General features: G+C 64.7%; 22 protein-coding genes and 1 pseudogene. 17 read left to right on the forward strand and 6 right to left on the reverse strand.

The window, feature by feature from the left end:
- Window positions 1-676: 676 nt before the first annotated feature.
- The gene (locus tag ACVWY3_RS08725; RefSeq protein ID WP_456838086.1) at window positions 677-2,284 is read left to right on the forward strand and encodes a porin; all 1,608 of its coding nucleotides are present in this window, start codon (window positions 677-679) and stop codon (window positions 2,282-2,284) included.
- 367 nt (window positions 2,285-2,651) lie between these two features.
- Here the strand turns inward: ACVWY3_RS08725 and ACVWY3_RS08730 are convergent.
- Window positions 2,652-5,130: pseudogene (locus ACVWY3_RS08730) on the reverse strand (transglycosylase SLT domain-containing protein).
- A gap of 228 nt (window positions 5,131-5,358) precedes the next feature.
- Between ACVWY3_RS08730 and dapA the strand changes: the two are divergent.
- From dapA to ACVWY3_RS08750, 4 genes are all read left to right on the forward strand, one after another.
- On the forward strand, window positions 5,359-6,249 hold the full coding sequence (gene dapA, locus ACVWY3_RS08735; RefSeq protein ID WP_456838087.1) for a 4-hydroxy-tetrahydrodipicolinate synthase: 891 nt from the start codon (window positions 5,359-5,361) through the stop codon (window positions 6,247-6,249).
- A gap of 53 nt (window positions 6,250-6,302) precedes the next feature.
- Window positions 6,303-6,716, forward strand: coding sequence for a large conductance mechanosensitive channel protein MscL (gene mscL, locus ACVWY3_RS08740; protein WP_456843320.1), 414 nt, complete (start codon window positions 6,303-6,305; stop codon window positions 6,714-6,716).
- A gap of 72 nt (window positions 6,717-6,788) precedes the next feature.
- Window positions 6,789-7,262: an SsrA-binding protein SmpB gene (smpB, locus tag ACVWY3_RS08745; RefSeq protein WP_456838088.1), complete on the forward strand. Its 474-nt coding sequence runs from the start codon at window positions 6,789-6,791 to the stop codon at window positions 7,260-7,262.
- A 40-nt stretch (window positions 7,263-7,302) separates the two neighbouring features.
- Window positions 7,303-7,884, forward strand: a complete 582-nt coding sequence (locus tag ACVWY3_RS08750; RefSeq protein WP_456838089.1) for a peroxiredoxin — start codon at window positions 7,303-7,305, stop codon at window positions 7,882-7,884.
- Here ACVWY3_RS08750 and ACVWY3_RS08755 read toward each other — a convergent pair.
- Entirely contained in the window at window positions 7,881-8,555 is a 675-nt protein-coding gene (locus ACVWY3_RS08755; protein ID WP_456838090.1) for a uracil-DNA glycosylase, read from the reverse strand. The genes ACVWY3_RS08750 and ACVWY3_RS08755 overlap by 4 nt on opposite strands.
- Window positions 8,536-9,183 (reverse strand): LabA-like NYN domain-containing protein, encoded by a 648-nt coding sequence (locus ACVWY3_RS08760; protein WP_018644573.1) that lies wholly within the window; start codon window positions 9,181-9,183, stop codon window positions 8,536-8,538. Before ACVWY3_RS08760 ends, ACVWY3_RS08755 begins: the two co-directional genes overlap by 20 nt.
- A 328-nt stretch (window positions 9,184-9,511) precedes the next feature.
- Between ACVWY3_RS08760 and rpoZ the strand changes: the two genes are divergently transcribed.
- The 12 genes from rpoZ (at window position 9,512) to ACVWY3_RS08820 (ending at window position 22,019) form a co-directional block, all read left to right on the forward strand.
- The gene (gene rpoZ / locus ACVWY3_RS08765) at window positions 9,512-9,904 is read left to right on the forward strand and encodes a DNA-directed RNA polymerase subunit omega (protein ID WP_027522935.1); all 393 of its coding nucleotides are present in this window, start codon (window positions 9,512-9,514) and stop codon (window positions 9,902-9,904) included.
- A gap of 217 nt (window positions 9,905-10,121) precedes the next feature.
- Window positions 10,122-12,407, forward strand: a complete 2,286-nt coding sequence (locus ACVWY3_RS08770) for a RelA/SpoT family protein (RefSeq protein ID WP_456838091.1) — start codon at window positions 10,122-10,124, stop codon at window positions 12,405-12,407.
- Window positions 12,408-12,449: 42 nt separating this feature from the next.
- Window positions 12,450-13,202 carry a pyridoxine 5'-phosphate synthase gene (locus tag ACVWY3_RS08775; RefSeq protein ID WP_456838092.1) on the forward strand — a complete coding sequence of 251 codons (753 nt, stop codon included), beginning with the start codon at window positions 12,450-12,452 and terminating at the stop codon, window positions 13,200-13,202.
- Entirely contained in the window at window positions 13,199-13,618 is a 420-nt protein-coding gene (gene acpS, locus ACVWY3_RS08780) for a holo-ACP synthase (protein WP_456838093.1), read from the forward strand. Before ACVWY3_RS08775 ends, acpS begins: the two co-directional genes overlap by 4 nt.
- 246 nt (window positions 13,619-13,864) lie before the next feature.
- On the forward strand, window positions 13,865-14,638 hold the full coding sequence (gene lepB, locus ACVWY3_RS08785; protein ID WP_027559600.1) for a signal peptidase I: 774 nt from the start codon (window positions 13,865-13,867) through the stop codon (window positions 14,636-14,638).
- Window positions 14,635-15,465 carry a ribonuclease III gene (gene rnc / locus ACVWY3_RS08790; RefSeq protein WP_456838094.1) on the forward strand — a complete coding sequence of 277 codons (831 nt, stop codon included), beginning with the start codon at window positions 14,635-14,637 and terminating at the stop codon, window positions 15,463-15,465. The genes lepB and rnc overlap by 4 nt, the downstream gene beginning before the upstream one ends.
- Window positions 15,455-16,381, forward strand: a complete 927-nt coding sequence (gene era, locus ACVWY3_RS08795; protein ID WP_456838095.1) for a GTPase Era — start codon at window positions 15,455-15,457, stop codon at window positions 16,379-16,381. The genes rnc and era overlap by 11 nt, the downstream gene beginning before the upstream one ends.
- Window positions 16,382-16,402: 21 nt before the next feature.
- A complete protein-coding gene (locus tag ACVWY3_RS08800) occupies window positions 16,403-16,783 on the forward strand; it encodes a hypothetical protein (RefSeq protein WP_456838096.1) in 381 nt (126 codons plus the stop codon).
- A 171-nt stretch (window positions 16,784-16,954) separates the two neighbouring features.
- Window positions 16,955-17,707, forward strand: coding sequence for a DNA repair protein RecO (recO, locus tag ACVWY3_RS08805; RefSeq protein WP_456838097.1), 753 nt, complete (start codon window positions 16,955-16,957; stop codon window positions 17,705-17,707).
- A 92-nt stretch (window positions 17,708-17,799) separates the two neighbouring features.
- The gene (locus tag ACVWY3_RS08810; protein ID WP_456838098.1) at window positions 17,800-18,075 is read left to right on the forward strand and encodes a hypothetical protein; all 276 of its coding nucleotides are present in this window, start codon (window positions 17,800-17,802) and stop codon (window positions 18,073-18,075) included.
- A 61-nt stretch (window positions 18,076-18,136) separates the two neighbouring features.
- Complete coding sequence (gene parC, locus ACVWY3_RS08815) at window positions 18,137-20,395, forward strand: DNA topoisomerase IV subunit A (RefSeq protein WP_456838099.1); 2,259 nt, start codon at window positions 18,137-18,139, stop codon at window positions 20,393-20,395.
- 79 nt (window positions 20,396-20,474) lie between these two features.
- Window positions 20,475-22,019, forward strand: a complete 1,545-nt coding sequence (locus ACVWY3_RS08820) for a GMC family oxidoreductase (RefSeq protein ID WP_456838100.1) — start codon at window positions 20,475-20,477, stop codon at window positions 22,017-22,019.
- Window positions 22,020-22,865: 846 nt separating this feature from the next.
- On the opposite strand, the gene ACVWY3_RS08825 is transcribed toward ACVWY3_RS08820, so the two are convergent.
- The 3 genes from ACVWY3_RS08825 to ACVWY3_RS08835 form a co-directional block, all read right to left on the reverse strand.
- Window positions 22,866-24,080: a YeeE/YedE family protein gene (locus ACVWY3_RS08825; RefSeq protein ID WP_456838101.1), complete on the reverse strand. Its 1,215-nt coding sequence runs from the start codon at window positions 24,078-24,080 to the stop codon at window positions 22,866-22,868.
- A gap of 143 nt (window positions 24,081-24,223) precedes the next feature.
- A complete protein-coding gene (chrA, locus tag ACVWY3_RS08830; RefSeq protein ID WP_456838102.1) occupies window positions 24,224-25,609 on the reverse strand; it encodes a chromate efflux transporter in 1,386 nt (461 codons plus the stop codon).
- Window positions 25,609-26,427 (reverse strand): chromate resistance protein ChrB domain-containing protein, encoded by an 819-nt coding sequence (locus ACVWY3_RS08835; protein ID WP_456838103.1) that lies wholly within the window; start codon window positions 26,425-26,427, stop codon window positions 25,609-25,611. Before ACVWY3_RS08835 ends, chrA begins: the two co-directional genes overlap by 1 nt.
- Window positions 26,428-26,623 lie beyond the last annotated feature (196 nt).

Below are 26,623 nucleotides of genomic sequence, written 5' to 3' on the forward strand. Positions count from 1 at the left end.
ACGCAGAGCTGAGACGTCGGGCTTTCGCCGCATGGATTGTTGCCCGCGCGAAAGCCGGCTTTTCTCGAACAAGCGGCTGAACTTCCTGACAAATCCAGCGTGGCGGCGTGCGCGGGAGAAGGCCGGGCCACTTGTCTCGATCCTGATGATCCCGGTTGTTCATATAGAGTGCTTGCAGCGTGCGCGGCGGGCCTAGCCGTGACTGCACAGCAACAGGCTCGCGAACCGGAGGCGCGCCTTCTCCTTGAGTCTCCTTCCGATTCTACGATTCGAGTGTCCCAAAGCGGTTTCGGGGCGAGGTCTCGCCTCGGCCGCCTCATGTGCGGAACTTTGAGGGCAAAAAGAACCGTCTCGAAAATTATAATGTAAACAATGGGTTACGAGGGCGTTCCGATCACATCTGCGTGTTATTTGTGCAACACTCTTCCGGAAACGCGCTCCATAGGCCCGTTTCGGAGCGTTCTCTTGTTGTGTGTGCAAGGACGTTCGGTAATTGTGACCGAGCGACGGAGGGGGGCATCCCGAAGTCGTCCCGTTTAGGTCATTCGCTTAAGTCCCTCGCGTTCATGCGGGTGTGTCCGAAGGCGCGAAGGGGCCGAAAGCGGTGATTTAGAGGGGTTGGGGAATTGGCCGTCCGGTCAGTGACCTTCCCTGAAGAGCAACTTGGAGGTTTAACATGAAGTTGGTTAAGAGCCTTTTGCTCGGCTCAGCGGCGGGTCTGATCGCCGTTGGCGGAGCGCAGGCAGCCGATCTCCCCGTGAAGGCCAAAGCGGTCGAATACGTGAAGATCTGCTCCCTGTACGGTGCCGGATTCTACTACATCCCGGGCACTGACACCTGCATCAAGCTGGGTGGTTATCTGCGCGCTGAAGTCGCGCTGAACACCAACTCGGACTTCAGCGGTCAGTTCAACGTTTCGAGCCAGGGCGCCAACGGTGCCCGCAACCGTCTGACGAACTACTACACGATGCGCGCTCGTGAAGATCTGAACATCGACACGCGCACCGCAACCGAGTACGGCGTCGTTCGTACCTTCTTCGACGCCGTGTTCTCCTGGACGACCGGAAACTACGTGGGCACCAACAGCGGTTCGGGTGCGACGCAGTACTCGGGCACCCTCGGCGCGGGCACCAACCCGTTCACCGGCGCTACCACGCTGTATGGCTCGGGCTCCGGCGCGGTGAACTCCACCGACGGCAACACCTCGGGCGGTTCGCTCGGCGTGTACTATGCCTTCATCCAGTTCGCCGGCTTCACGATGGGTAAGGCCGTGTCGCAGTTCGACGCGCCCTGGACCAACTATCCCGGCAACAACTTCGACGGTCTTGTCGGCGGTTCCGGCACGGTCACCGGTGTCAACCAGTTCACCTACACCGCTGACTTCGGTCAGGGCGTGACGGCCGCCTTCTCGGCACAGGATCCGACTCAGTACACCCAGGCGGGTAACCTCAACCTGTCCGGTGGTTCGTTCTACGGTTACTTCAGTGGGTCGATCGCGAACACCGGCAGCGTCGGCGGTTCCCGTTCTCCGGACCTCATCGGTATGGTGCGTGTCGACCAGGCCTGGGGCCTCTTCCAGGCGTCGGTGGTTGCGCATGACAACCATGTTGGTTATTACGGCGCGACCGAGACCACCGGTCACCCCGACGACAAGTGGGGTTGGGCGGTTCAGCTCGCTCTGTCGATCAAGAACATCCCGACCGGTGCGGGTGACGTGATCAACATTTCGGGCGTCTACACCGATGGTGCGACGCGCTACAACTTCCAGAACCTCGCGGGCAGCACGTTCGCGATGTATGGTACATCCAATGTTGCCTATGGCAGTCTTGGCTTTGCTGCTGCTCCGGACACCGTGTTCCTCACGGGCTCCCAGCAGGAGACGGTCAAGACCTGGGGCTTCCGCGGCGCTTACACGCATAACTGGGATCCGTATTGGAACACCGCGATCTACGGTGCCTACGCTCAGGCTCAGTTCGGTTCGCTCGCCAAGGGTGCGATCTGCGGTCCGGCCGGTATCGGTGGCGGTCTGATCGGCGGTGCAGCAGGTCTCACGGGTTGTAACCCGGACTTCGCTGTCGGCCAGGTGGGTATCATCACCCGCTGGACCCCCGTCAAGAACCTGACGTTCTCGGCTGATCTGTCCTGGACCCATCTCGATCAGAAGTATTCCGGCATCATCACTCCGCCGGCTCTGGTCGCGGTTCCCGCCAAGCCGGTCGCGACGTACGAGCTGAAGGATCAGGACACGCTCGTTCTGCTCCTCCGCGCTCAGCGCAACTGGTAAGTTCGGTCTAACGACCTGACAGAAGCCCCGGCGGGAAACCGCCGGGGCTTTTCTTTTGTGGCGGTCTTTTCTCTTTGGGAAATGCTGCGCGAGCGCTGCTCGTGGAACATTTGTCGAGCAAGCAAATCGTCGTAATGGCGCTCTCGGGGCCCGCGAACGGAGACGGCCTCAGACGTTCCGAACGGCAACCGTCCTCATTTCAGGTCCAGAGCACGGCAGTAATAGGCGCTCTCGACGCTGGTCCAGCCCCGGTCTCCTGTTGCTTTGGCACTCGTAGAAGGTTTGAAGCGCAGAACCTCCTGCAGTTCTGGACTGCGGTGCCATCACTGGTGAGTGAGATGGTGCGCTTCCTCTTGAGGGAAGCGGGCTATTCGACGCTGCCGGTGCCGCGGCGCAAATCGGCCTCGATCTGCAGCCGCGTGCCGCCGCCGAAGCGGGCGCGGTAGACCTGAAGGTTCTCCATGATCCGCTGCACGTAGTTGCGCGTCTCGGAGAATGGAATGAGCTCGACCCAGTCGACCGCGTCCACCTTGGGATCGCGCGGATCGCCGTAGCGCTCGACCCATTTCTTCACGCTGCCGCGGCCGGCATTGTAGGCGGCAAAGGTCATGATGTAGGAGCCGCGATAATCCTCCAGCAGGCCACCGAGCTCGGCCGAGCCGAGCGTGGCGTTGTAGACCGAATCGTTCTTCAGCCGCGCCAGATCGTAGGTCGCGCCGTGCCGCTTGCAGACATAGCGCGCGGCGTCCGGCGTCACCTGCATCAGCCCATAGGCCTGCGCCGGCGAAACCACCGAGGGATTGAACGCGCTCTCCTGCCGCGCGATCGCGTAGACGATGCTGCGCTCGACCTCGGGGCCGATCGGCGTGAAATGCGGAATGCCGTTGACGGGATAGGCGTAGAAATCGAAGGGCAGGCCGCGGTTGAGCGCAGCCTTGCCGAGCAGCAGCATGCCGCGCGCGTCGTTGTAGCGCTGGGTGAGCTCGCCCAGGCCCGCGAGTGCTTCGGGATCGCCGTTCTCGCCCATGTCGGCGAGCAGGGGCACGGCGAGCTCACGCTCGTCGAGCTCGTAGAGCAGCTGCGCGGCGCGCACGATCTCCAGCCGCTCGGCGCCGCGGCCGCGCGGCTGGCTGTTGAGTTCGATCTGGGGCAGGCCGAGCTTGGCGCGCGCGAGCTGGCCGTAATAGCTGGTCGATTGCTCGGCCGCGCGGGCATAGGCGTTGCGCGCCTCCTGCTGGCGGCCCGCGGCTTCCGCGGCGCGGCCCTGCCAATAGCCGGCGCGCGCCAGCGTGGTCGGGTTGACGCTACCGACGCCGATGCGGGCGAAATGCTGGGCGGCGGTGGTGGGATCGTTGAGGAAGCGCAGCGCGATCCAGCCCGCGGTGAATTCCTGCTCCGTCTTGTAGATGTCGCGCGAGGGCAGGGCGGCGTCGCGCGCAATCAGGTAGGCGCTGCGGAATTCCTCGTTGTCGATCATCTTGCGCGCCAGCAGGCGCCGCTCGATCCACCATTCGTCGAGATTGTAGAGCCGGCCCGGGTCCTTCGGCGCCGACAGCATCAGCTGGGCGGCCTCAGTGAACTTCTCCTCGCGGCGCAGGAGCTGGATCTTGCTGAAGATGAAGCCGGGATCGTTGTGCAGCTCGCGCGGCACGGCGTCGAGCAGCGCGCGCGCGTTCGGTGCTTTCTTGACGGCGGCGATGCGGGCCTTGGCGAGCGCAACATAACCGGCGCCGAGGCGCTTGGCAGCGCGCATCGCGGCCTCGTTCTCGCTGCCGTAGAGCAGGGTGTCCATCCGTGCCTTCTGGTCGCCCGGCGTCAGCAGCGCGCCGAACTGGTCAAGCGCGTTGTTCTCGGTCTCCTCCGACATCGGATCGCTGCGCCAGGCCTCGCGCACCAGGCGCTCGGCATTGGCCCGGTCGCCGCGCGCCAGCATCGCCTTGGCGAGCGTGAACCGGCCCTTGGCGGAGATCGGCGATTCGTTCTCGAACCACGACCACGCCACCGAATCGTCGCGCCTGTCGTCCCACATCGCGGCCTCGAGGCGGCGGCGCAGGAAGGTCTGCGACGGCCAGCTCGGATTGGCGGAGAGGAAGGCGCGGTAGCGCTCAACGCTCGCGCCATTGTCCTCGCTGCGCAGGATGACCCATTCGGCGAGTTTTCGCGCGACAGGATCGGAGATCGAGGCGGCGTAGTTGGTGGCGTCGCCCGCCTTGCGCTTGCGCACGAGCTCGATAACGGTCTCCAGCGTGTCCTTGTCGGCTTGCGACGTCGAGGAGGTCGCAGCGACCGCGGCCGGCGTCACCGGCTTGCGCGGCGTGGCATGCTGGCGCGTCGCCGGAGCCAGCACGGGCGCGGCGATCGGTTTGGCGGGCGCCGGGGCGTTCGGTCTGATCGTGGCCGTCAACCGCCGGCGCGGATGCGGCCTTGGGAGATGAACTGCCGGCGGTCGGCGCTGATTTTGCCGTGGGGGCCGCTGCGGCAGGCTTGGGCTTGTCCTTCGTGGGGCCCGTGCTGACGGTCTTGCCTGCGTCCTTGGTCGGCTTCTTCGACGCATCCTTGGCAGGGGTGTTCGCCGCACCTTTGCTCGCGCCCTTGGCTGCGTCCTTTGAAATGTCCTTCGAACTGTCCTTGCCGGTTCCTTTATCTGTTCCCTTGTCTGTTCCCTTGGCAGGTGCCTTCGGCGTGTTCTTGGCGGTGTCCTTGGCGGCCGGTTTCGCGCTGTCCTTGGTACCTTCCGCGCTCGTCTCGTTGGACTTGGCGAGAGCAGCGCAGCCGACCGAGAGCCCTGCGGTCAGGCACAGAACCAGGCCAATGGATCGCCACATGGCACGCGGAAAGGAGATCACGGCGTTTCGTCGCCCCGAATCAGTCAGTTGGCTCAAGATCTAGCTGTATTTGATTGAATATGCGGACAAAATACCAACAGCCGCTTACCTCCGCCCGATTTGCACCAGCACCGCGGCAAAATCGCGGCCTAAACGGTGCGTCCCGCGGCAGCGGCCCTTTTACCGGCGGGATAGACCCGATATGTATGGGGCTCGCTCTCAAGAGATCGCCGCGTACGGAGGAAGTCCATGGCAGCCAAGACGAAATTCCGGGGGTCGTTCACCGCCTTGGTCACGCCCTTCAAGAACGGCTCGGTGGACGAGGCGGCGTTCCGCTCCCTGGTCAACTGGCAGATCTCCGAGGGCACCAATGGCCTCGTCCCGGTCGGCACCACCGGCGAGAGCCCGACGCTGAGCCATGACGAGCACAAGAAGGTGGTCGAATGGTGCATCGCTGAGGCCAAGGGCCGCGTGCCCGTCGTTGCCGGCGCCGGCTCCAACTCGACCAAGGAGGCGATCGAGCTCTCCCAGCACGCCGAGAAGGCGGGCGCGGATGCCGTGCTGGTCGTCACGCCCTACTACAACAAGCCGACCCAGGAAGGCCTCTACCAGCACTTCAAGGCGATCAACGACGCGATCGGGATCCCGATCATCATCTACAACATCCCGCCGCGCTCGGTGATCGACATGTCGGTCGACACCATGAAGCGGCTGTGGGAGCTGAAGAACATCGCCGGCGTCAAGGACGCCACCGCCAGCATGGTGCGCGTGTCGCAGCAGCGCGCGGCGATGGGCGAGGATTTCAACCAGCTCTCCGGCGAGGATGCCACCATCCTCGGCTACATGGCCCATGGCGGCCACGGCTGTATCTCGGTGACCTCGAACGTCGCGCCGCGCCTGTGCGCGGAGTTCCACACCGCCTGGCAGAAGGGCGACACCAAGGCGGCGCTCGCGATCCACGACAAGCTGATGCCGCTGCACAACAACCTCTTCATCGAGAGCAATCCGGCGCCGATCAAGTACGCGATGTCGCTGCTCGGCAAGTTCGACGAGACGCTACGGCTGCCGATGGTTCCGGTTTCCGAACCGACCCGCGCCGCGGTGCGCAGCGCCATGGTGCACGCCGGCCTGATCAACTGATGTGCTGACAAATCGGGGAGCTGTCCATGAGCGTCGACGAAAAGGGCAGGCAGATGCTCAAGGAGTTCCGCGAATTCGCCATGAAGGGTAACGTCGTCGATCTTGCGGTCGGCGTCATCATCGGCGCGGCCTTCGGCGCCATCGTCACGTCGCTGGTCGGCGACATCATCATGCCGATCATTGGTGCGGCGACCGGCGGCCTCGACTTCTCGAACTACTTCGTCCCCTTGTCGAAGTCGGTCACCGCCACCAACTTAGCGGATGCGAAAAAGCAAGGCGCAGTGCTTGCTTACGGCAGCTTCCTGACACTGACGATCAACTTCATCATCATCGCCTTCGTGCTGTTCCTGGTGATCCGCGCCATGAACACCTTAAAGCGCAGGGAAGAGACCAAGCCCGCTGAGCCGCCCAAGCCGTCGGCCGAGGTCGTGCTGCTGACCGAGATCCGCGATCTCCTCAAGAAGTGACGCGCGCGCTTCACCCAAACTGTTAGCTTTGCTGCGCATCCCGATCAGGTTTTGACTTCAGGTTTCACTTGCATGGCCGACAAGAACGAACGTCCCATCAAGGTCATGGCGGAAAATCGCAAGGCCCGCTTCAACTATGCGATCGAGGACACGATCGAGGCGGGCATTGCGCTGACCGGCACCGAAGTGAAGTCGATCCGCAACGGCAAGAGCACGATCGCCGAGTCCTACGCGGATTCGAAGGACGGCGAGATCTGGCTGATCAACGCCACCATTCCCGAATATCTCCAGGGCAACCGCTTCAACCACGAGCCGAAGCGACCGCGAAAGCTGCTGCTGCATCGGCGGCAGATCAACAAGCTGATGGGCGCGGTCGATCGCGAGGGCATGACGCTGATCCCGCTCAAGCTTTACTTCAACGAACGCGGACGGGCCAAATTGCAGCTCGCTGTTGCGAAGGGCAAGAAGCTGCACGACAAGCGCGAGAGCGAGAAGAAGCGCGACTGGAGCCGCGAGAAGGGCCGCCTGATGCGGGCGAAGGGATAGCGGCAAACGGATCGCGGCAAGAGGACGGCGAGAGGACGGGATGTCTCAGAAGAACCTGCTCGAGGTCGATTGGAGCCAGATTCCTGCGCCGGCCGATGACGGCGGTGCCGCGCATCTGAAGGGCATGACGCTGCCGGCGATCAGCCTGCTCGCAACCGACGATACGTCAGTGACGCTGTCGGCGCTCTCCGGCCGCACCGTGGTGTTCGCCTATCCGCGCACCGGCGAGCCCGGCAAGATCGCGCTGGTCGACGATTGGGACATGATCCCGGGCGCGCGCGGCTGCACGCCGCAGACCTGCGCGTTCCGCGATCTGTTCGCCGAGCTGAAGGCGGCCGGTGCCTCGCACGTGTTCGGGCTCTCGACCCAGAGCAACGAATACCAGACCGAGATGGCCTCGCGGCTGCATCTGCCCTTTCCCGTGCTCTCGGACGAGAAGCTGGCGCTGACACGTGCCTTGAAACTGCCGACCATGGAGGTCGCAGGGCTGACCCTGATCAAGCGCCTCGCGCTGATCATCGACGATGCCCGCATCACGCATGTGTTCTATCCGGTGTTTCCGCCCGACCGGAATGCCGGGGACGTGCTGGATTGGCTGAAGGCCAATCCAGCGAAGAGCTAATCCAGATCCGCCTTCACCTTCGCAAACACGGACCGGAACATGTCAGGCGTCAGCACGCCGGTGTTGGTGTTGTAGCGCGAGCAGTGATAGCTGTCGTAGAGCCTGAGCGCACCGGCCTGATGCACGGCGCCATGGCCGAAGGGGGCTTGCGAGCCCTTCAGGTTCAGCGGCTTGAGCACGCTGTCGTGCGCAATGCGCCCGAGCGCGATAATCGCGCGCAGCTTCGGCATCGCCGCGAGGTTGGCGACGAGGAACCGGCGGCAGGTATTGATCTCGATCGGCAGCGGCTTGTTCTGCGGCGGAACACAATGCACGGCATTGGCGATCCGGCAATCGACCAGCCTCAATCCGTCGTCGGGACGGGCCTGATAGCTGCCCTTGGCAAAGCCGTATTCGAGCAGCGTGGCGTAGAGCAGATCGCCGGCATAGTCGCCGGTGAAGGGACGGCCGGTGCGGTTGGCGCCCTGCATCCCCGGCGCCAGCCCGACGATCAGAAGGCGTGCCGTGATATCGCCGAAGGGGGCGACCGGCGCATTGTGCCATAACGGCTCGCGCGCCCGGTTGGCCTCGCGAAAGGCGACCAGGCGTGGACAGAGCGGACAATCACGGTCGGGGACGACGGTGAGAGGCTGGCGGCTCGACCGGGCCGCCTCACTCCTCGAAGTCGTCATCGCCCCTCGGCGCCATCGTGGTTGCGCGCTGGAGGAATTGCGGGGCGTGGTGGCGTCCCTCGCCACGCTCGCCGCGGTCACGCGGGGCGGGGCGTTCGGACGGGTCGCGGCCGAGCTTGGACTGCAGCTCGACGAGGTCGGTGAAGACGTCGGCCTGCCGGCGCAGCTCGTCCGCGATCATCGGCGGCTGGCTGGCGATGGTGGAGACCACGGTGACCCGCACGCCGCGGCGCTGCACGGCCTCGACCAGGGAACGGAAGTCGCCGTCACCCGAGAACAGCACCATCTGGTCGATGTGCTCGGCGAGCTCCATGGCATCGACCGCGAGCTCGATGTCCATGTTGCCCTTGACCTTGCGGCGGCCCGAGGCGTCGATGAATTCCTTGGTCGCCTTGGTCACGACCGTGTAGCCGTTGTAGTCGAGCCAATCGATCAGCGGGCGGATCGAGGAGTATTCCTGATCCTCGATGATCGCGGTGTAGTAGAACGCCCGCAGCAAGGTCCCGCGGCTCTGAAACTCCTTCAGCAGGCGCTTGTAATCGATGTCGAAGCCCAGGGTTTTCGCCGTGGCGTAGAGATTGGCCCCATCGATGAAGAGCGCGATCTTGTTGGTAGGGGAAGGTGACATTCAGTTGCTCGCGTAGTGTTCGTGATTGATCGTTTATTGTTGGCGCGGCGGCAGCACGCCGCGCACTTCTACAGTGCTGCCGAAGCCCGTCGAAACCGCAAATCCGGAGAAGTCGGGGCAATCAAGGTATAGTTATGGCGGTCATGCATACACCCGGCGCTGCCCCGTCCGACAGCCCGGAAAATCACTCGACCCAGCCCCAATGTGGGGGTAGCAGAGCCGTTTGGCGAGGCCAAATCACAATTTGGCCTTGCGAAATTGCCCCGGCCCCTATAACTAGCCCCGATCATCCACATATTTCGTCCCAACCACAACGGAGCGGCAGTCCATGGCTCGCGTCACCGTAGAAGATTGTATCGACAAGGTCGACAACCGGTTTGACCTGGTCCTGCTGGCCGCACACCGTGCGCGCATGATTTCGTCCGGTTCACAACTAACGGTTGACCGCGATAACGACAAGAACCCTGTTGTGTCTTTGCGCGAAATTGCTGACCAGACGATCTCGCCGGAGGACCTCCGCGAGGAGCTGGTGCATTCGCTCCAGAAGTTCGTCGAGGTCGACGAGCCCGAGCCGGACACCGTGCCCTTGATCGGTTCCGCTGGGGCCAGCGTCGATGCGGACGATACCGAAGTTGCCGTCGAGCGCATGACCGAAGAGGAGCTCCTGAAAGGTCTCGAAGGTCTCGCGCCGCCTGAGGAGCAGCCCGAGGAGGACGAGTAACTCGTCCCATCGCAGTCATCGACTTCTTGTGATCTTATCAAAGGCCCGAACCGTTGTTCGGGCCTTTGCTTTTGTTGGCGTTTTCGTGGTTACCATAGTGTTGCCGGTTCGCGCCGCGCCCTGTCACTGAATTGATGAATTGATCGGGACCCGCGCGGGATCGGAGCTAAGATGTATACAACGGGCTCTCTCGTGGTCCGTTCGAAGGCAGGATGGCATGGTGTATCGGCGCCGCAGACCAACGCAGATGCTGGCCGCAACCGAATCGGTTGCCGTGGCCCCGACTGCGCCGGTGGCCCGTCCGGCCAAGCCCCGCGCGCGCATGATGCGTCAATATGACCTCGTCGAGCGGGTCAGGTCCTACAACCCCAACACCAACGAAGACCTGCTGAACCGCGCCTATGTCTACGCCATGAAGGCGCATGGCTCGCAGACCCGCGCCTCGGGCGATCCATACTTCTCGCACCCGCTCGAAGTGGCGGCGATCCTCACCGACCTCAAGCTCGACGATGCCACCATCGTCGCCGCGCTGCTGCACGACACCATCGAGGACACCGAGGCGACGCGGGCCGAGATCGACCAGATCTTCGGCCCCGAGATCGGCGTGCTGGTCGAGGGCCTCACCAAGCTGAAGCGGCTGGAGCTGGTATCGCGCGAAGCCAAGCAGGCCGAGAACCTGCGCAAATTGTTGCTGGCGATTGCCGACGATGTCCGCGTCCTGCTGGTGAAGCTCGCCGACCGCCTGCATAACATGCGCACGCTGGACTTCGTTCCGACGGAATCGCGCCGTCGCATCGCCGAGGAGACGCTCGACATCTATGCGCCGCTCGCCGGGCGCATGGGCATGCAGGAGATGCGCGAGGAGCTGGAGGACCTGTCGTTCCGCACCCTCGATCCTGAGGCCTATTCGGTGGTGATGCAGCGGCTCGACGCACTCGCCGAGCGCAACCGCAATCTGATCGGCGAAATCGAGGACCAGCTCTCCAACAATCTGCGCCACCGCGGCTTGGGGGCGCGCGTCTATGGCCGCCGCAAGAAGCCATTCTCGATCTGGACCAAGATGGAGCGCAAGTCGGTCGGGTTCGAGCAATTGTCCGACATCTTCGGCTTTCGACTGGTCGTCAACGACATCGAGGCCTGCTATCGCGCGCTCGGCATCGTCCACACCACCTGGCCGGTGGTGCCGGGGCGCTTCAAGGACTACATCTCGACGCCGAAGCAGAACGACTATCGCTCGATCCATACCACGGTGATCGGGCCGGGCAACCAGCGCGTCGAGCTTCAGATCCGCACCGAGGAGATGGACCAGATCGCGGAGCGCGGCATCGCCGCGCACGTGTTCTACAAGGAGGGCGTCGGCTCGCCGACCGAATTCCTCAAGCGCGAGTCCAACGCGTTCGCCTGGCTGCGCCACACCATCGGCATCCTCTCGGAGAGCGCCAATCCGGAAGAATTCCTCGAGCACACCAAGCTCGAACTGTTCCACGACCAGGTGTTCTGCTTCACCCCCAAGGGCAAGCTGATCGCGCTGCCGCGCCATGCCAACGTGATCGACTTCGCCTATGCGGTGCATACCGACGTCGGCAACAGCGCTGTGGGATGCAAGATCAACGGCAAGTTCGCGCCGCTGTCCTCGGAGCTCCAGAACGGCGACGAGGTCGAGGTGCTGACCTCGGAGGCGCAATCGGCACCGCCCTCGGCCTGGGAGACGCTCGCGGTCACCGGCAAGGCACGCGCCGCGATCCGCCGTGCGACGCGCACCGCCGTGCGCGATCAATATGCCGGTCTCGGCCGCCGCATCGTCGAGCGCCTGTTCGAGCGCGCCAAGATCGAATATGCCGACGACAAGCTCAAGGGTGCGCTGCCGCGGCTGGCGCGCACGTCGATCGAGGACGTCATGGCGGCCGTCGGTCGCGGCGAGATCAAGGCCTCCAACGTCGCGCGCGCGATGTATCCCGACTACAAGGAGGAGCGCGTCGCACGCTATGGCGTCAAGAAGGGCCTTGCCGCCAAGCTCAAGGACAGGTCGTCCGAGTCGCCGCGCAGCGCCGTCGCGATCCCGATCCGCGGCATCAATTCCGACCTGCCGGTGAAGTTCGCGCCGAACGGCGGCGCCGTGCCGGGCGACCGTATCGTCGGCATCGTCACGCCAGGCGAGGGCATCACGATCTATCCGATCCAGGCGCCGGCCCTGAAGGATTTCGAGGAGGAGCCGGAGCGCTGGCTCGACGTCCGCTGGGACATCGAGGACACCGCGCCGCAGCGCTTCCCGGCCCGCATCAAGGTCGAGAACGTCAACGAGCCCGGCGCGCTGGCGCAGATCGCGACCGTGATCGCCGAGCACGACGGCAACATCGACAATATCAGCATGCAGCGCCGCTCGCCCGATTTCACGGAAACGACGATCGATCTCGAAGTCTACGACCTCAAGCATCTGAGCGCGATCCTGGCCCAGCTGCGTGCCAAGGCTGTCGTCGCCAAAGTCGAACGTGTTAATGGATAGACGCTGCTTGCTACGTCTGCCTCTGATTTCGTGAGTCCTGAAATGCCCGCTTCTCCGCTCCGCCTCGGCGTCAATATCGACCATGTCGCGACCGTGCGTAACGCGCGCGGCGGCCGCCATCCCGATCCGGTGCGCGCCGCGCTGCTGGCGATCGAGGCCGGCGCCGACGGCATCACCGCCCATCTGCGCGAAGACCGCCGGCACATCCGCGATGAGGACATGGCGCGGCTGAAGGCCGGGATCTCCAAGCCGCTGAATTTCGAGATGGCGGCGACCGACGACATGATGCGCATCTCGCTGGCCACCAAGCCGCACGCGGTGTGCCTGGTGCCCGAGCGCCGCCAGGAGGTGACGACCGAAGGCGGGCTCGATGTGGTCGGCCAGCACAATGCGCTCGCGCCCTACATCGCGCGGTTGAACGATGCCGGCATCCGCGTCTCGCTGTTCATCGCCGCCGACCCTGCGCAGATCGAGATGGCGGCGCGGCTACGCGCGCCCGTGATCGAGATCCACACCGGCGCCTGGTGCGACGCCGTCGTCGACGGGCACACCGACAAGGCGGAAGCCGAATGGCAGCGGATCGTGGCGGGGGCGAAGCTCGCAAAACAAGCCGGGCTCGAGGTTCACGCCGGCCACGGCCTCGACTATGCCACGGCGGAGAAGATCGCCGAGCTGCCGGAGATCATGGAGCTCAATATCGGCTACTACATGATCGGCGAGGCGCTGTTCGTCGGCCTTGCCGAGACGGTGCGCAGCATGCGCGCGGCGATGGATCGCGGCCGGAGCCGGGCATGATTATCGGCATCGGCTCCGACCTGATCGACATCACCCGCGTGGCCAAAGTGATCGAGCGCCACGGCGAACGCTTCCTCGACCGCATCTTTACGGCGGCCGAGCGGGCCAAGGCGGAGCGGCGTGCCAAGAGCGAGAGGATGGTGATGGCGACCTACGCCAAGCGCTTCGCCGCCAAAGAGGCCTGCTCCAAGGCGCTCGGCACCGGCATCAGGCGCGGCGTGTGGTGGCGCGACATGGGCGTGGTCAACCTGCCGGGCGGGCGGCCGACCATGCAGCTGACCGGCGGCGCCCTGGCCCGGCTCGAGGCCCTGACGCCGGTGGGATTCGAGCCAAGAATCGACCTGTCGATCACCGACGACTGGCCGCTCGCCCAGGCCTTCGTCGTCATTTCGGCCGTCCCGCTCGCCAAGCCCTGACCGTTTCGCGCCCATTTTATAATTCGTATTCAAAATCAATACCTTGTGCAGTTTTGATGCGATCCTTGATTGCGTGGCCTCCGACAACCGTCTAAAAGTCGCGACGCAAATCAGGCTGGGCGAATTCGGCTTTACGCCGGAATTGGCCCTCACTATCAGAATCAGGACAATCTCCTTGGGCCGCGAGCGATGGGCTGTTCGCGGGAGGAGGGCGCTCTGTGACCGCCGGCCGGAATTGAGAGAGCAATGAGCGTGACTTCGGGAACGAAAACTGAGAGCGGCGTCGGCGAAACGATCCGGGTCGTGATCCACGCTCTCCTGATCGCGCTGGTGATCCGCACCTTTCTGTTCCAGCCCTTCAACATCCCCTCGGGTTCGATGAAGGCGACGCTGCTGGTCGGCGATTATCTGTTCGTCTCGAAATATTCCTACGGCTATAGCCACTACTCGATCCCGTTCTCGCCGCCGCTGTTCTCGGGGCGCATCTGGGGCGCGGACCCGAACCGCGGCGATGTCGTCGTGTTTCGCCTGCCGAGGGAAGACTCCACCGACTACATCAAGCGCGTGATCGGCCTTCCCGGCGACCGCATCCAGATGAAGGACGGGCTGCTCTACATCAACGACGTCCCGGTGCAGCGCGAGCGGTTGAGCGACTTCGTCGGCGAAGACCCTTGCAGCTCGTCCGACACGGAGCGGGTCACGACGGCGCGGGTGAAGCGCTGGAAGGAGGTGCTGCCGAACGGCGTCTCCTATGAGACCCTCGATTGCGTCGATAACGGCTTCTACGACAGCACCAGTGTCTACACCGTGCCGCCCGGCCATTTCTTCATGATGGGCGACAATCGCGACAATTCGACCGACAGCCGCGTCCAGTCGGCGGTGGGCTATGTGCCACAGGAGAACCTGATCGGCCGGGCCCAGATGATCTTCTTCTCGATCGGCCAAGGCGAGCATGCCTGGATGTTCTGGCGCTGGCCGTGGTCGGTGCGCTGGAATCGCTTCTTCAAAATCGTCCGATGAAAGACGAAGCCAAGGACATCGCGACCCAATCGATCGAGGCGCAAGCCGCTCCCGAGAGCGAAGCTGCAACGAAGACGCCTGCCAAGAAGAAGCGGGCGCGGAGCAGCAAGAAGGCCAAGGCGAAGGCGGCGGATGCCAACGCTGCGCTCGAGGCACGCATCGGCCACGCCTTCACTGACCCGAACCTGTTGATGCAGGCGATCACGCATGTCTCCGCGCTGAAGTCGGGGCGCAAGCGCGGCGACAGCTATCAGCGGCTGGAATTCCTCGGCGACCACGTGCTCGGCCTCGTCGTCTCCGACATGCTCTATCACGCCTTCCCGAACGCCGACGAGGGCGAGCTGTCCAAGAGGCTTGCCGAGCTGGTGCGGAAAGAGAGCTGCGCCGACGTCGCAAAATCGCTCGGCCTGCTCGACGACATCAAGCTGGGGTCAGTCGGGTCCAGCGCGGATGCCCGCCTGCGCAAATCCATCCTCGGTGATATCTGCGAAGCCGTGATCGGTGCCATCTTCCTCGACGGCGGCCATGCGGCGGCGTCCGAGTTCGTCAAGCGCAACTGGACCGAGCGCATGCACAAGCCGCGGCGTCCCTTGCGCGATCCCAAGACCGTGCTGCAGGAATGGGCGCAGGGCAAGGGATTGCCGACCCCTGTTTACCGCGAGGTCGAGCGCACCGGCCCGCATCACGATCCGCAGTTCCGTGTCGCGGTGGACCTGCCCGGACTGGCGCCGGCCGAAGGCGTCGGTGGCAGCAAGCGCGCGGCGGAGAAGGTCGCGGCGTCGGTCATGATCGAACGCGAAGGCGTTGGCGGCGGCAATGACGGCTGAAACAAGCGGCGAGATGCCGACCGCGACGCGCTGCGGCTTCGTGGCGCTGATCGGCGCGCCCAATGTCGGCAAGTCCACACTGGTCAATGCGCTGGTCGGGGCCAAGGTCACGATCGTCTCGCGCAAGGTGCAGACCACGCGCGCGCTGATCCGCGGCATCGTGATCGAGAACAATGCGCAAATCATCCTCGTCGACACACCCGGCATCTTCTCGCCCAAGCGCCGGCTCGACCGCGCCATGGTGTCGACCGCCTGGAGCGGGGCGCATGATGCCGATCTCGTCTGCGTGCTGTTGGATGCCAAGACCGGTATCGACGAGGAGGCCGAGGCGATCCTTGCCAAGGCCGCAAGCGTCAATCACGACAAGATCCTTGTCATCAACAAGGTCGACCTGGTCCAGCGCGAGAAGCTTTTGGCACTCGCGCAGGCCGCCAACGAGCGGATGACGTTCGCCAAGACCTTCATGATCGCGGCGATCTCGGGCGACGGCGTCGACGACATCCGCACGACGCTTGCCGAGATGGTGCCGCCAGGTCCGTTCCTCTATCCCGAGGACCAGATGTCGGACGCTCCGATGCGGCAGCTCGCGGCCGAAATCACGCGCGAGAAGATCTATCAGAAGCTGCACCAGGAATTGCCCTACCAGTCCACGGTCGAGACCGACAAGTGGGAGGAGCGCAAGGATCATTCGGTGCGCATCGAGCAGACGATCTTCGTCGAGCGCGAGAGCCAGCGGAAGATCGTGCTCGGCAAGGGCGGCGCCACCATCAAGTCGATCGGTGCCGACTCGCGCAAAGAGCTGATGCAGATCCTGGATGTGCCGGTGCATCTGTTCCTGTTCGTCAAGGTGCGCGAGAACTGGGGCGACGATCCCGATCGCTACCGCGAGATGGGCCTGGACTTTCCCAAAGAATAACCAAGAAAAGATCGGTATCGGATGAGCGTGCCCAGTAACGTCCGGCGCTTCGAAGCGCTGCTCTATGCGTCACTGATGCTGGATGCCTTGTCGGTCGCGGTGCAGGACCGCACGCCCAATGCCGAGACGACCGAGCAGATGATCATGACGGCGACCCTGCTCGCCGGCGGCATGATCCTGCTGCTGGTCTATTTCGTCTGGCTGGCGGCGCGTTGGCGCAAGAACTGGCCGCGCTGGGTGCTGGCGGCAGCGCTCGTTCTCTCGGTGATCTCGCTCGGCCAGATCATCGGCGAAAAGGGCCTGGAACTCGATAGCGCCATCGAGATCGTCTCCTGCGCGCTGACGGCGATCGGACTGTATTTCTCGTTCACCGGCGACGCGCAGGGCTGGTTCAACGCGTGAGGGTCTCGTGTCCCGGACAAGGTGCAGCGCGTCAGCACTGCGCCGCAGAGCCGGGACCCAGGAGCGCGCGGAGAGATGGGCCGCGGCTCGGCAACGCATCGCTGGCGCGCCGCGTTTGGTCCGGGGCACGAGTGCGTGCGAGAGGCACCGGAATCCTGTAGACTCACTTCCATGGAATGGACCGACGAAGGCATCGTGCTGGGGGTGCGGCGGCATGGCGAGAGCAGCGCCATCGTCGAGCTCTTGACCCGCGCGCATGGCCGCCATCTCGGGCTCGTGCGCGGCGGTGCCAGCTCGCGGCTGCGACCTTTGCTCCAGCCGGGCAACAGCGTCAGTGCGGTGTGGCGGGCGCGGCTCGACGAGCATCTCGGGACCTATGCGATCGAGGGTCTGAAGCTGCGTGCAGCGACGCTGCTGGGGTCGTCCCACGGGGTCTACGGCGTCACCCATCTCGCCTCGATCGCGCGGCTGCTGCCGGAGCGCGATCCGCATGAAGACATCTTTGCGCTGCTGGAGCATTCGCTCGACGATTTCGACGATATCGGCAGCGCCGCCGTGCATCTGATCCATTTCGAGCTGGCGATGCTCGCCGAGCTCGGCTTCGGGCTGGCGCTGGAGAATTGCGCGGTGACCGGCGAGACGACGGACCTGATCTACGTTTCGCCCAAATCCGGCGGCGCGGTGTCGCGCGGCGCGGGCGAGCCGTGGCGGGACCGGCTGCTGCGCCTGCCGCCGTTCCTGCGCCACGGCGAAGCCGCGAGCGAGCTGACCGAGCGGGATCTCCAGGATGGCTTCCGGCTCACCGGTCTGTTCCTGCTGCGCCATGTGCTTGAGCCGCGAGGCCAAGGCCATTCCGACGCGCGCGCGGGCTTCATCAATGCGCTGATGCGGCAGCAGGCGAGAGCTGCAATTCCGGCGCCATGAGTTGATCGCGCCTGGCTTGCCCGCCCAGTTTCGGTTCCCGGGGAACTAAATCGAGTTCGCCCCGCAGGGTTCCACAACGGGGGACAGCCCAAATGTTGATCAGGGGATTTGCCTTGTCCGCGGCGCTGGTCGCGCTCGCGCCTGACGCAACGGCCGGCGAACCGCAGCCGGGTGTGTTTCGGCGCGCCTCCTGCACTCTCGTCCGGTATTATGTGGCCAAATATTCCGCTGCAGCCGCAGAGACATGGGCGCGATCCCATGGTGCCACGGAGGCCGAGATCGAGGCGGCCCGCCGCTGCCTGACCAACATGCCAGCCCCGGCGCCGGCCAAGACCCCGCCCGTGACGGCCGGCTGGGCAGGCCAATAGGCTGCCCACAGGGAACCATTCGATCCTTGCCCGATTCGCTTCCACGGTTTAACCGGGCGGCATGGGAAAGCGAATCGTTCCGCCGGAAGAACCGGCCGAAATTCACGAGGTGCCGCTGCGTGAGGCGCTCGAAGAGCGCTATCTCGCTTATGCGCTCTCCACCATCATGCACCGTGCGCTGCCCGATGCGCGCGACGGCCTGAAGCCGGTGCACCGGCGCATCCTCTACGGCATGCGCCTGCTCCGCCTCGACCCGGGCACCGCCTTCAAGAAGTCCGCAAAGATCGTCGGCGACGTGATGGGCTCGTTCCATCCGCATGGCGACCAGGCGATCTACGACGCCATGGTTCGTCTCGCGCAGGATTTCTCCTCGCGCTATCCGCTGGTCGACGGCCAGGGCAATTTCGGCAATATCGACGGCGATAACCCCGCCGCCTACCGCTACACCGAAGCGCGCATGACCGACGTCGCGCGCCTGCTGCTCGAAGGCATCGACGAGGACGGGGTTGAATTTCGCGCCAATTACGACGGCCAGTCGAAAGAGCCGGTGGTGCTGCCCGGCGGCTTCCCGAACCTGCTCGCCAACGGTGCGCAGGGAATCGCGGTCGGCATGGCGACCTCGATCCCGCCGCACAACGCCGCCGAGCTGTGCGACGCAGCGTTGCATCTGATCGAGAAGCCCGACGCCAAATCCAAGGCGCTCTTGAAGTGGGTCAAGGGCCCGGATTTTCCGACCGGCGGCATCATCGTCGATTCCAAGCAGGCCATTGCTGAGGCCTACACCACCGGCCGCGGCTCGTTCCGCGTCCGCGCCAGGTGGTCGCACGAAGAGGGCGCACGCGGCACCTGGGTCGTCGTCGTCACCGAGATTCCGTTCCTGGTGCAGAAGTCGCGGCTTATCGAGAAGGTCGCCGAGCTGCTGGATCAGAAGAAGCTGCCGCTGGTCGGCGACATCAGGGACGAGTCGGCCGAAGACGTCCGCATCGTGATCGAGCCGAAGTCGAAGAACGTCGACCCGGCGCTGATGATGGAATCGCTGTTCCGGCTCACCGAGCTCGAAAACAAGATTCCGCTGAATCTGAACGTCCTGATCAAGGGCAAGATCCCGAAGGTGGTGGGGCTCGCGGAGTGCTTGCGCGAATGGCTCGACCATCTGCGCGACGTGCTGATCCGCCGCAGCAACTACCGCAAGGCGCAGATCGAGCACCGCTTGGAGGTCCTCGGCGGCTTCCTGATCGCCTATCTGAACATCGACAAGGTGATCAAGATCATCCGCACCGAGGATGAACCGAAGCCGGCGTTGATCAAGGCGTTCAAGCTCACCGAGGTGCAGGCCGAAGCCATCCTCAACATGCGGCTCCGCTCCCTGCGCAAGCTCGAGGAGATGGAAATCCGCACCGAGGACAAGAACCTCCGTGCCGAGCTCAAGGGCATCAACGCGGTGCTCGCCTCGGAAGCCGAGCAATGGAAGAAGGTCGGCGAGCAGGTCGGCAAGGTCCGCGACATGTTCGGACCGAAGACGCCGCTCGGCAAGCGCCGCACCACCTTTGCCGATGCGCCCGAGCACGATCTCGCCGCGATCGAGGAGGCCTTCGTCGAGCGCGAACCGGTGACGGTCGTCGTCTCCGAGAAGGGCTGGATCCGCACCATGAAGGGCCATGTCGAGGATCTCTCGGGGCTCGCCTTCAAGCAGGACGACAAGCTCGGTTTCGCCTTCTTCGCCGAAACGACGTCGAAGCTGCTGCTGTTCGCGACCAACGGCAAATTCTACTCGCTCGACGTCGCGAAACTGCCCGGCGGCCGCGGACACGGCGAGCCGATCCGCCTGTTCATCGACCTCGAGCAGGAGGCCGCACCCGTCGCGCTGTTCGTCCACAAGGGCGGACGCAAATTCCTGGTCGCGAGCCACGAGGGCCAGGGCTTCGTCGTCAACGAGGACGATTGCGTCGGCACCACCAAGAAGGGCAAGCAGGTCCTCAACGTCGACATGCCGAACGAGGCGCGCGCGATCGCCGAAGTGCTCGGCGACACCGTCGCGGTCATCGGCGAAAATCGCAAGATGCTGATCTTCCCGCTCGAGCAGGTGTCCGAAATGGCCCGCGGCCGCGGCACGCGGCTGCAGAAGTACAAGGACGGCGGTCTCTCCGATGTTGCTGTGTTCGACGCCAAGGCGGGTCTGACCTGGAAGGACTCTGCGGGTCGCGAATTCTCCGCGAGCATGAAGGAGCTTGCCGAGTGGCAAGGCAATCGCGGCGATGCCGGCCGCCTGCCGCCGAAGGGCTTCCCGAAGTCGAACAAGTTCGGCAGGGTGATCGGGTAGGGCGGTCTCGTGTCCCGGACGCGCTGCAACGCGTGAGCGTTGGGCATGCCGGACTTTGGGAATGTCGAGAAGTAACGCAATGTACGATGTCATTGTTGTCGGCGGCGGCTCCGCCGGCGCCGCTGTGGCCGCCCGGCTGTCCGAGGACCCTGCACGGCGCGTCCTGCTGTTAGAGGCGGGGCTCGACTGGCGCGCCGACGAGGCGCCCTGGGAGGTGCGAACGCCGAACCCGATCCCGATCATCCACAAGCGCGAGTACCAGGAGAAATGGCAGTGGCCTGATCTCCTGACGCGCCGCGTGGCGGGGCAGGAGCCGCGCTTCTACTGGCGCGGCAAGGGGCTCGGCGGCTCCTCGATGATGAATGGCCAGATCGCGATCCGCGGCGTTGCCGATGCCTTCGACGAATGGGCCGCCAATGGCTGCACCGGTTGGTCGGCCAAGGACGTGATGCCGCTGTTCTCGGTGATCGAGGACGATCTGGAATTCGGCGACGCCGAAGGCCATGGCCGCGGCGGGCCGCTGCCGGTCTATCGCGCGCCGCCCGAACAATGGGGACCCGTCGATCGCGGCCTGCGCGATGCGGCGCTGGCGAGCGGCTATCCCTGGTGCGCCGATCTCAATGGCCCCGACGGTGAGGGCGTTGCCTGCTACCCCATCAACAGCCGCGACAGCCGCCGCATCACCACCAACGAGGGTTATCTCGAGCCCGCGCGCGGCCGCGCCAATCTGGAGATCCGCGGCCACGCGCTGGTCGATCGCGTGCTGATCAGTGACGGAAGGGCGACCGGCATCCGCGTTCATAGAGAGGGGCAGGGCACCCACGAGATCAGCGCGCGTCAGATCGTGCTGTGTGCCGGCGCGATCCACAGTCCGGCGATCCTGCTGCGTTCCGGCATCGGGCCGGCCGAAGAGCTGAAGGCGCTGGGGATTGCGGTCGAGCGCGACCTGCCGGTCGGCCGGCATTTTTTCGACCATCCGCTGTTTCGCGCCACGATCCAGCTCCGCGAGAATCTGCGGCCGACCGATCCGGACACTCGCCACACCAATTGTTGCGTGACCTATTCATCGGGCCTCGCCGACGGCGGCAAGCGCGACATGATCCTGATCGCTTTCAACCATCGTGGTATCGGCGTGCCCGGGGCGATCGGCGCCGGGCTGTTCAACGCCTATTCGCGCGGAACGCTGAAGCTAGCTTCAACCGACCCATCCATCGATCCCGTCGTCGAGGAGAACATGCTCGCCGATCCCCGCGACATGCTGCGGATGATGGACGCGGTGAAACGGCTGGCCGTGATCACGTCGCAGCCGGCGCTATCAGGCATCGCCGACTGGATCAGGCTGGCCGACACCGATTTGACGCTGCCGCAGGCCACCAGCCTGCCGGATCGCGAGCTCGATGCGTTGCTGCGGCGAGAGACCGGCGACATCCAGCATGCCGCCGGCAGCTGCCGCATGAGCGGCGTCAACGACGGCGACGGCGTGGTCAATCCCGATGGCACCGTGAAAGGGATCGGCGGCCTGCGCGTCGCCGACGCCTCGATCATGCCATCCGACTGCCGCGCCAACACGCATTTCACGACGGTGGTGATCGGGGAGGCGATCGCGCGGATGATGATGCGGTAGCGCGACAACGAAGGTGTCTTGCCCCGCCGAGGCACCAGTGGGTTCGCACAATGTCCGCTGCGGAGTACTGGATCGCCCGCCTTCGCGGGCGATGACACCGAGGGAGAATGAGCCAAGACTGGCCACCGCTCCGTTATACGTTTCAAACAGCGGGCGAGCGTTCGCGTTCTCGCGGCTTAAAGCGCCCGAGTTCTACCTCTCGCAACGCCCTCGTAAGACAAGGGCGCAGGGAAGGCCGGGCGCCAGCTGGCACCCGCAAGTCCGTGCGCTCGGAAAAATGCACACGGGGTGGACCACAGGTTCGCCGGATCGCCCGGCCTTCCCTGCGCGAATGGTTTTAACGGTGTCCTTCGTGCTCTCCTCGGGGAGCGATGCACTATTGCCCCCGTCGCCCTGCGGATGGCTGACGCGCGCTGTCCGGTCGGACCGCCACATCACCGCAGGACTTGACGCACAGACCCCGGGCGTCAGGACCACACGACTTCTCCGTCCGCGCACGCCTTCGCTGAGACTCCAGGAGCTGGCGTGTGCTCACACCCGAAGCCATACGAAGACGCTGCCAGCGTCGTGTCGTACGCGCGAAGGCAATTGCTCACAGCGAAAGCCGCCCTGCAATGCCGCTCGCGCCCGACGCCGTCGCGTCCATCGCTGCCCAGCCCGCGGTTCGTGACGATCGCGATCCGCCCCTTGTCTCGGGCCAGGGTGTTTTGCTTGTACGGCAAATCAGAATTTCGGTAAAGAAGAATATTTGTGAGGGGCGGACTTGACAAGCCATGAACGGATGCGTCGCGACTGTTTTGCCCGACGGATGGGAGCCGTGTCCGGGGCCGAGGCCCTGCGGCTTACCTACCTTTCGACGGCCAGGCCGAACAGCGGCCGGAGGTGCGTTCCCAGGATATTGCCGATGAAGGCCGCGACCAGCCAGCACCAGCCGTGCAGGCTGCCGGAGGCGATCCCGCTGAAATAGGCGCCGATGTTGCAGCCATAGGCGAGGCGCGCGCCGTATCCGAGCAGCAGGCCGCCGACCATGGCGGCGAGCAGGGAGCGGGCGGAGATGCGCCACGTCGGACTGAACTTGCCGGCAAGGCCCGCCGCCAGCAGCGCGCCCAGGATGATGCCGAAATCCATGACCGAGGTGATATCCGCGAAGATGCTTTGATGCAGCGAAGCGGCGCGGGCGCCCTGCCAATAGGGCCACGACGCGACGTCGACGCCGAAGCCCATCAGGATCTTCGATCCCCAGAGCGCGAAAGCGGAGGTGATGCCCCATGGTCGCCCGGCAAGATAGAGCGTTGCGAAATTGCCGATCGCGAGCAGGATCGCGCCCCACAGCAGCGGCCACGGTCCCTGCATGAAGCGGCGCGCGCCTTGCAATCTGGTCCGCCCGCCCGGCTCGAGCTGGCCATGCCACGCGAGTTCGGCCCTGATGGTGAACAGATAGATCGCGGCCATCACGACCCAGCAGAGCAGCAGTGCCGGGAGCCATCCGAACCGCTCGATCAACGACACGGCCCCGATGTTCGGCAGCGCGCTCCACCACGGCAGATGCAGCGCGCCGATCGTCGATCCCGCGATGAAGGCCGCCAATGTCACCAGCATGCGGGTATTGCCGCCACCGGCGGTGTACAGCGTTCCGGAGGCGCAGCCGCCGCCGAGCTGCATTCCGAGCCCGAACAGGAATGCCCCGATCACCATGCCGATGCCGACTGCGCCGAGCTCGCCATGCACCGCCTTGCCGAACAGCGTGCCTTGCGCCAGCGCCGGGAAGAACAGGGCTGTCGCCAGCGCGAGCATGACCATTTGCGCGCGGAGCCCCGCGCCTCTGCGCGAGAGGATGAAGACGCGCCAGGCCGAGGTGAAGCCGAACAGCGCGTGATACAGCGTCAGACCGAGCGCACCGCCGAGCAGAAACAACAATCCCTGCTGCCAGGAGATCGTGCCAGACAAGGCCGCCGCGCCGGCAATGAGGACAGCCACGGCGATGGCGACGATCGTGAGATTGGCGCCATGCCGATCATTGTCAGGAGCAAGCAGCCGCGCATCGATGGACAGGTCAGTCATGCTCTCATCCCGGGGAAAGAGGTCCTCGTGGCAATGAATGGGAGCTAACCAGGGCGAACAGGCGCCGTTCCAAACGTCTCACCCTTTCGAGGGCGGGACGCTTGATCGGGAACTGCGCTGTTCCATCAGAACCTAGACCGTCGCTAGATCACCCCCGCCAACCGCAGCGCCACGCCTGCGGCGCAACTGCCGGCCAGCACCGTGAGCATGCCGAGCTTGAAGCGGAAGATCGCGGTCGCAGCCGCGATCGACAGCACGAGTGCGGGAATGTCGACGCTTCGCAGCACCGGCATGTCGAAATCCAGCGGGAAGGCGTGCACCGGCACGGTCTCGCGGAACAGCGTGTGCAGCGCGAACCAGATCGAAAGATTGAGGATGACGCCGACGACGGCGGCGGTGATCGCGCTGAGCGCGCCGGCGAGACCTGTGTTGCCGCGCAGGCGCTCGATATAGGGGGCGCCGACGAAGATCCAGAGGAAGCAGGGCGTGAAGGTGACCCAGGTCGCGAGCAATCCGCCGACGGTCGCAGCAAGCATCGGCGACAGCCCGGCCGGATCGCGATAGGCAGCCATGAAGCCGACGAACTGGAGCACCATGATCAGCGGGCCCGGGGTGGTCTCGGCCATGCCGAGACCATCGAGCATCTCATGCGGCTTCAGCCAGTGATAATGCTCGACCGCCTGCTGGGCGACGTAAGCCAGCACCGCATAGGCGCCGCCGAACGTGACCAGCGCCATCTTGGAAAAGAACAGCGCGATCTGGCTGAACACGTTGGCCTCGCCGAGCGCCAGGAGCAGTGCGATCACTGGCACAAGCCAGAGCGCCAGCCACATTGCGCCGGTCCGGATCGCGCGTCCGGTGTTGGGCCGCACATGCTCGGGCACGGCTTCGCCGAGCATACTGTCGATCGCGGCGCTGCTGCCGCCGTGGTCGTGCGCGGCCGGGGCGAATTCCGGCCGGCCGGCTCGTGCACCGACATAGCCGATCAGGCCCGCGGCGATGATGATGATCGGGAAGGGGACCGCGAAGAAGAAGATCGCGACGAAGGCGATGGCCGCCAGCGCGATCATGATGCGGTTCTTCAGCGCGCGCTTGCCGACGCGTACCACGGCCTCGACGACGATGGCGAGCACGGCGGCCTTCAGGCCGAAGAACAACGCCTCGACGAAGCTGACATTGCCGTAAGCGGCGTAGATGTAGCTGAGGCCCATGATGGCGATGATGCCGGGCAGGATGAACAGTCCGCCCGCCATCAGCCCGCCGGCGGTGCGATGCAAGAGCCAGCCGACATAGGTCGCGAGCTGCTGGGCCTCGGGCCCCGGCAGCAGCATGCAGTAGTTCAGCGCATGCAGGAAACGCCCCTCAGAGATCCACTTCTTCTCCTCGACGAGGATTCGATGCATCACCGCGATCTGGCCCGCGGGCCCGCCGAAGCTCAAGGATGCGACGTGGAGCCAGACGCGGAACGCCTCGCCGAAGCTGATGCCGTGACCGGCATCAGCTCCCGTTTGATTGGCGCGGGTGTCCATCACGCCTTCACCTTGTTGGTCGGCCAGTTGTGGGTCTCGGCCGTGGCATCGCGGCACCAGCGGTAGAAGGCGTCGTAGAGTGTCATGCCTGCCTCGAGCTGCTCGAGATCGTCGTCATACATCCGCGACAGCCCGAGCGAGGCGGCGAGCAGGCCGGAGGCCTCCGGCGCCAGATCCGGCCGCGCGGTGTCGGCACCGCGCACCAAGGTCGCGAGCCGGAGCAGTGGCGGCGTGGCAATGCCGAATTCCTCGATCATCACGTCGAAAGTGCAGAGCTCGCCGCGGTGGCTCCAGAACACGTTCTCGATGTCGAACGGGGCGGCATTGAAGTGCTCACCGACGGCGACCACCTCGGACGGCGCCACATAGAGGAACACCGCGTTGGGATCGACGAAGCGGCGGATCAGCCAGGGACAGGCGATGCGGTCCACCTTCGGCCGTGCCCGCGTCACCCAGACGGTGCGTCCCTTGGCGTCGCGCGGCGGCAGTTTTCGCGTGTCGAGCAGTGGCAGCTTGGCTGCCTTCCAGCCCTCGAAGCCGCCATCGAGCGTCTCGGCTTGCACGCCGAGCTGGCGGAGCCAGGCCGCCGTGCCCTGCGCGAGCTTGGCGCCGCGCAGGCAGGAGACGATGGCGGAGCGGCCGGCAAATTCGCCGCCCCATTCCGCGACGGTCTCGTGGCTGAGCTTGATCGAGCCGGGGATCAGCCGCCGGTCGGCGGCGAAATCCTCCTCCGTGCGGACGTCGATCAGGACAGGAGCATTGGCCGTGCCGATCAGGCGCGCCAATTTGTCGGACGATATGGTCGTGAAAGTGGTCATGTGGATGCGTCCTCGTAGGAACGAACGGGACGCGATACTTGGGCATGTCGCCTCGTGGGGAGATCGCTCAAATCCCCATGGGCCGATTACAGCGAAACTAATCGGAACTGTCAATGCGCGAGGCGATTGGGCCTTAGAAAATTGGGCTTCACCGGTCTATAGTGCGCTCCAATAGACCTGAATCTTCTGGAGAATT

The organism is Bradyrhizobium sp. USDA 4486 (genome assembly GCF_054057995.1).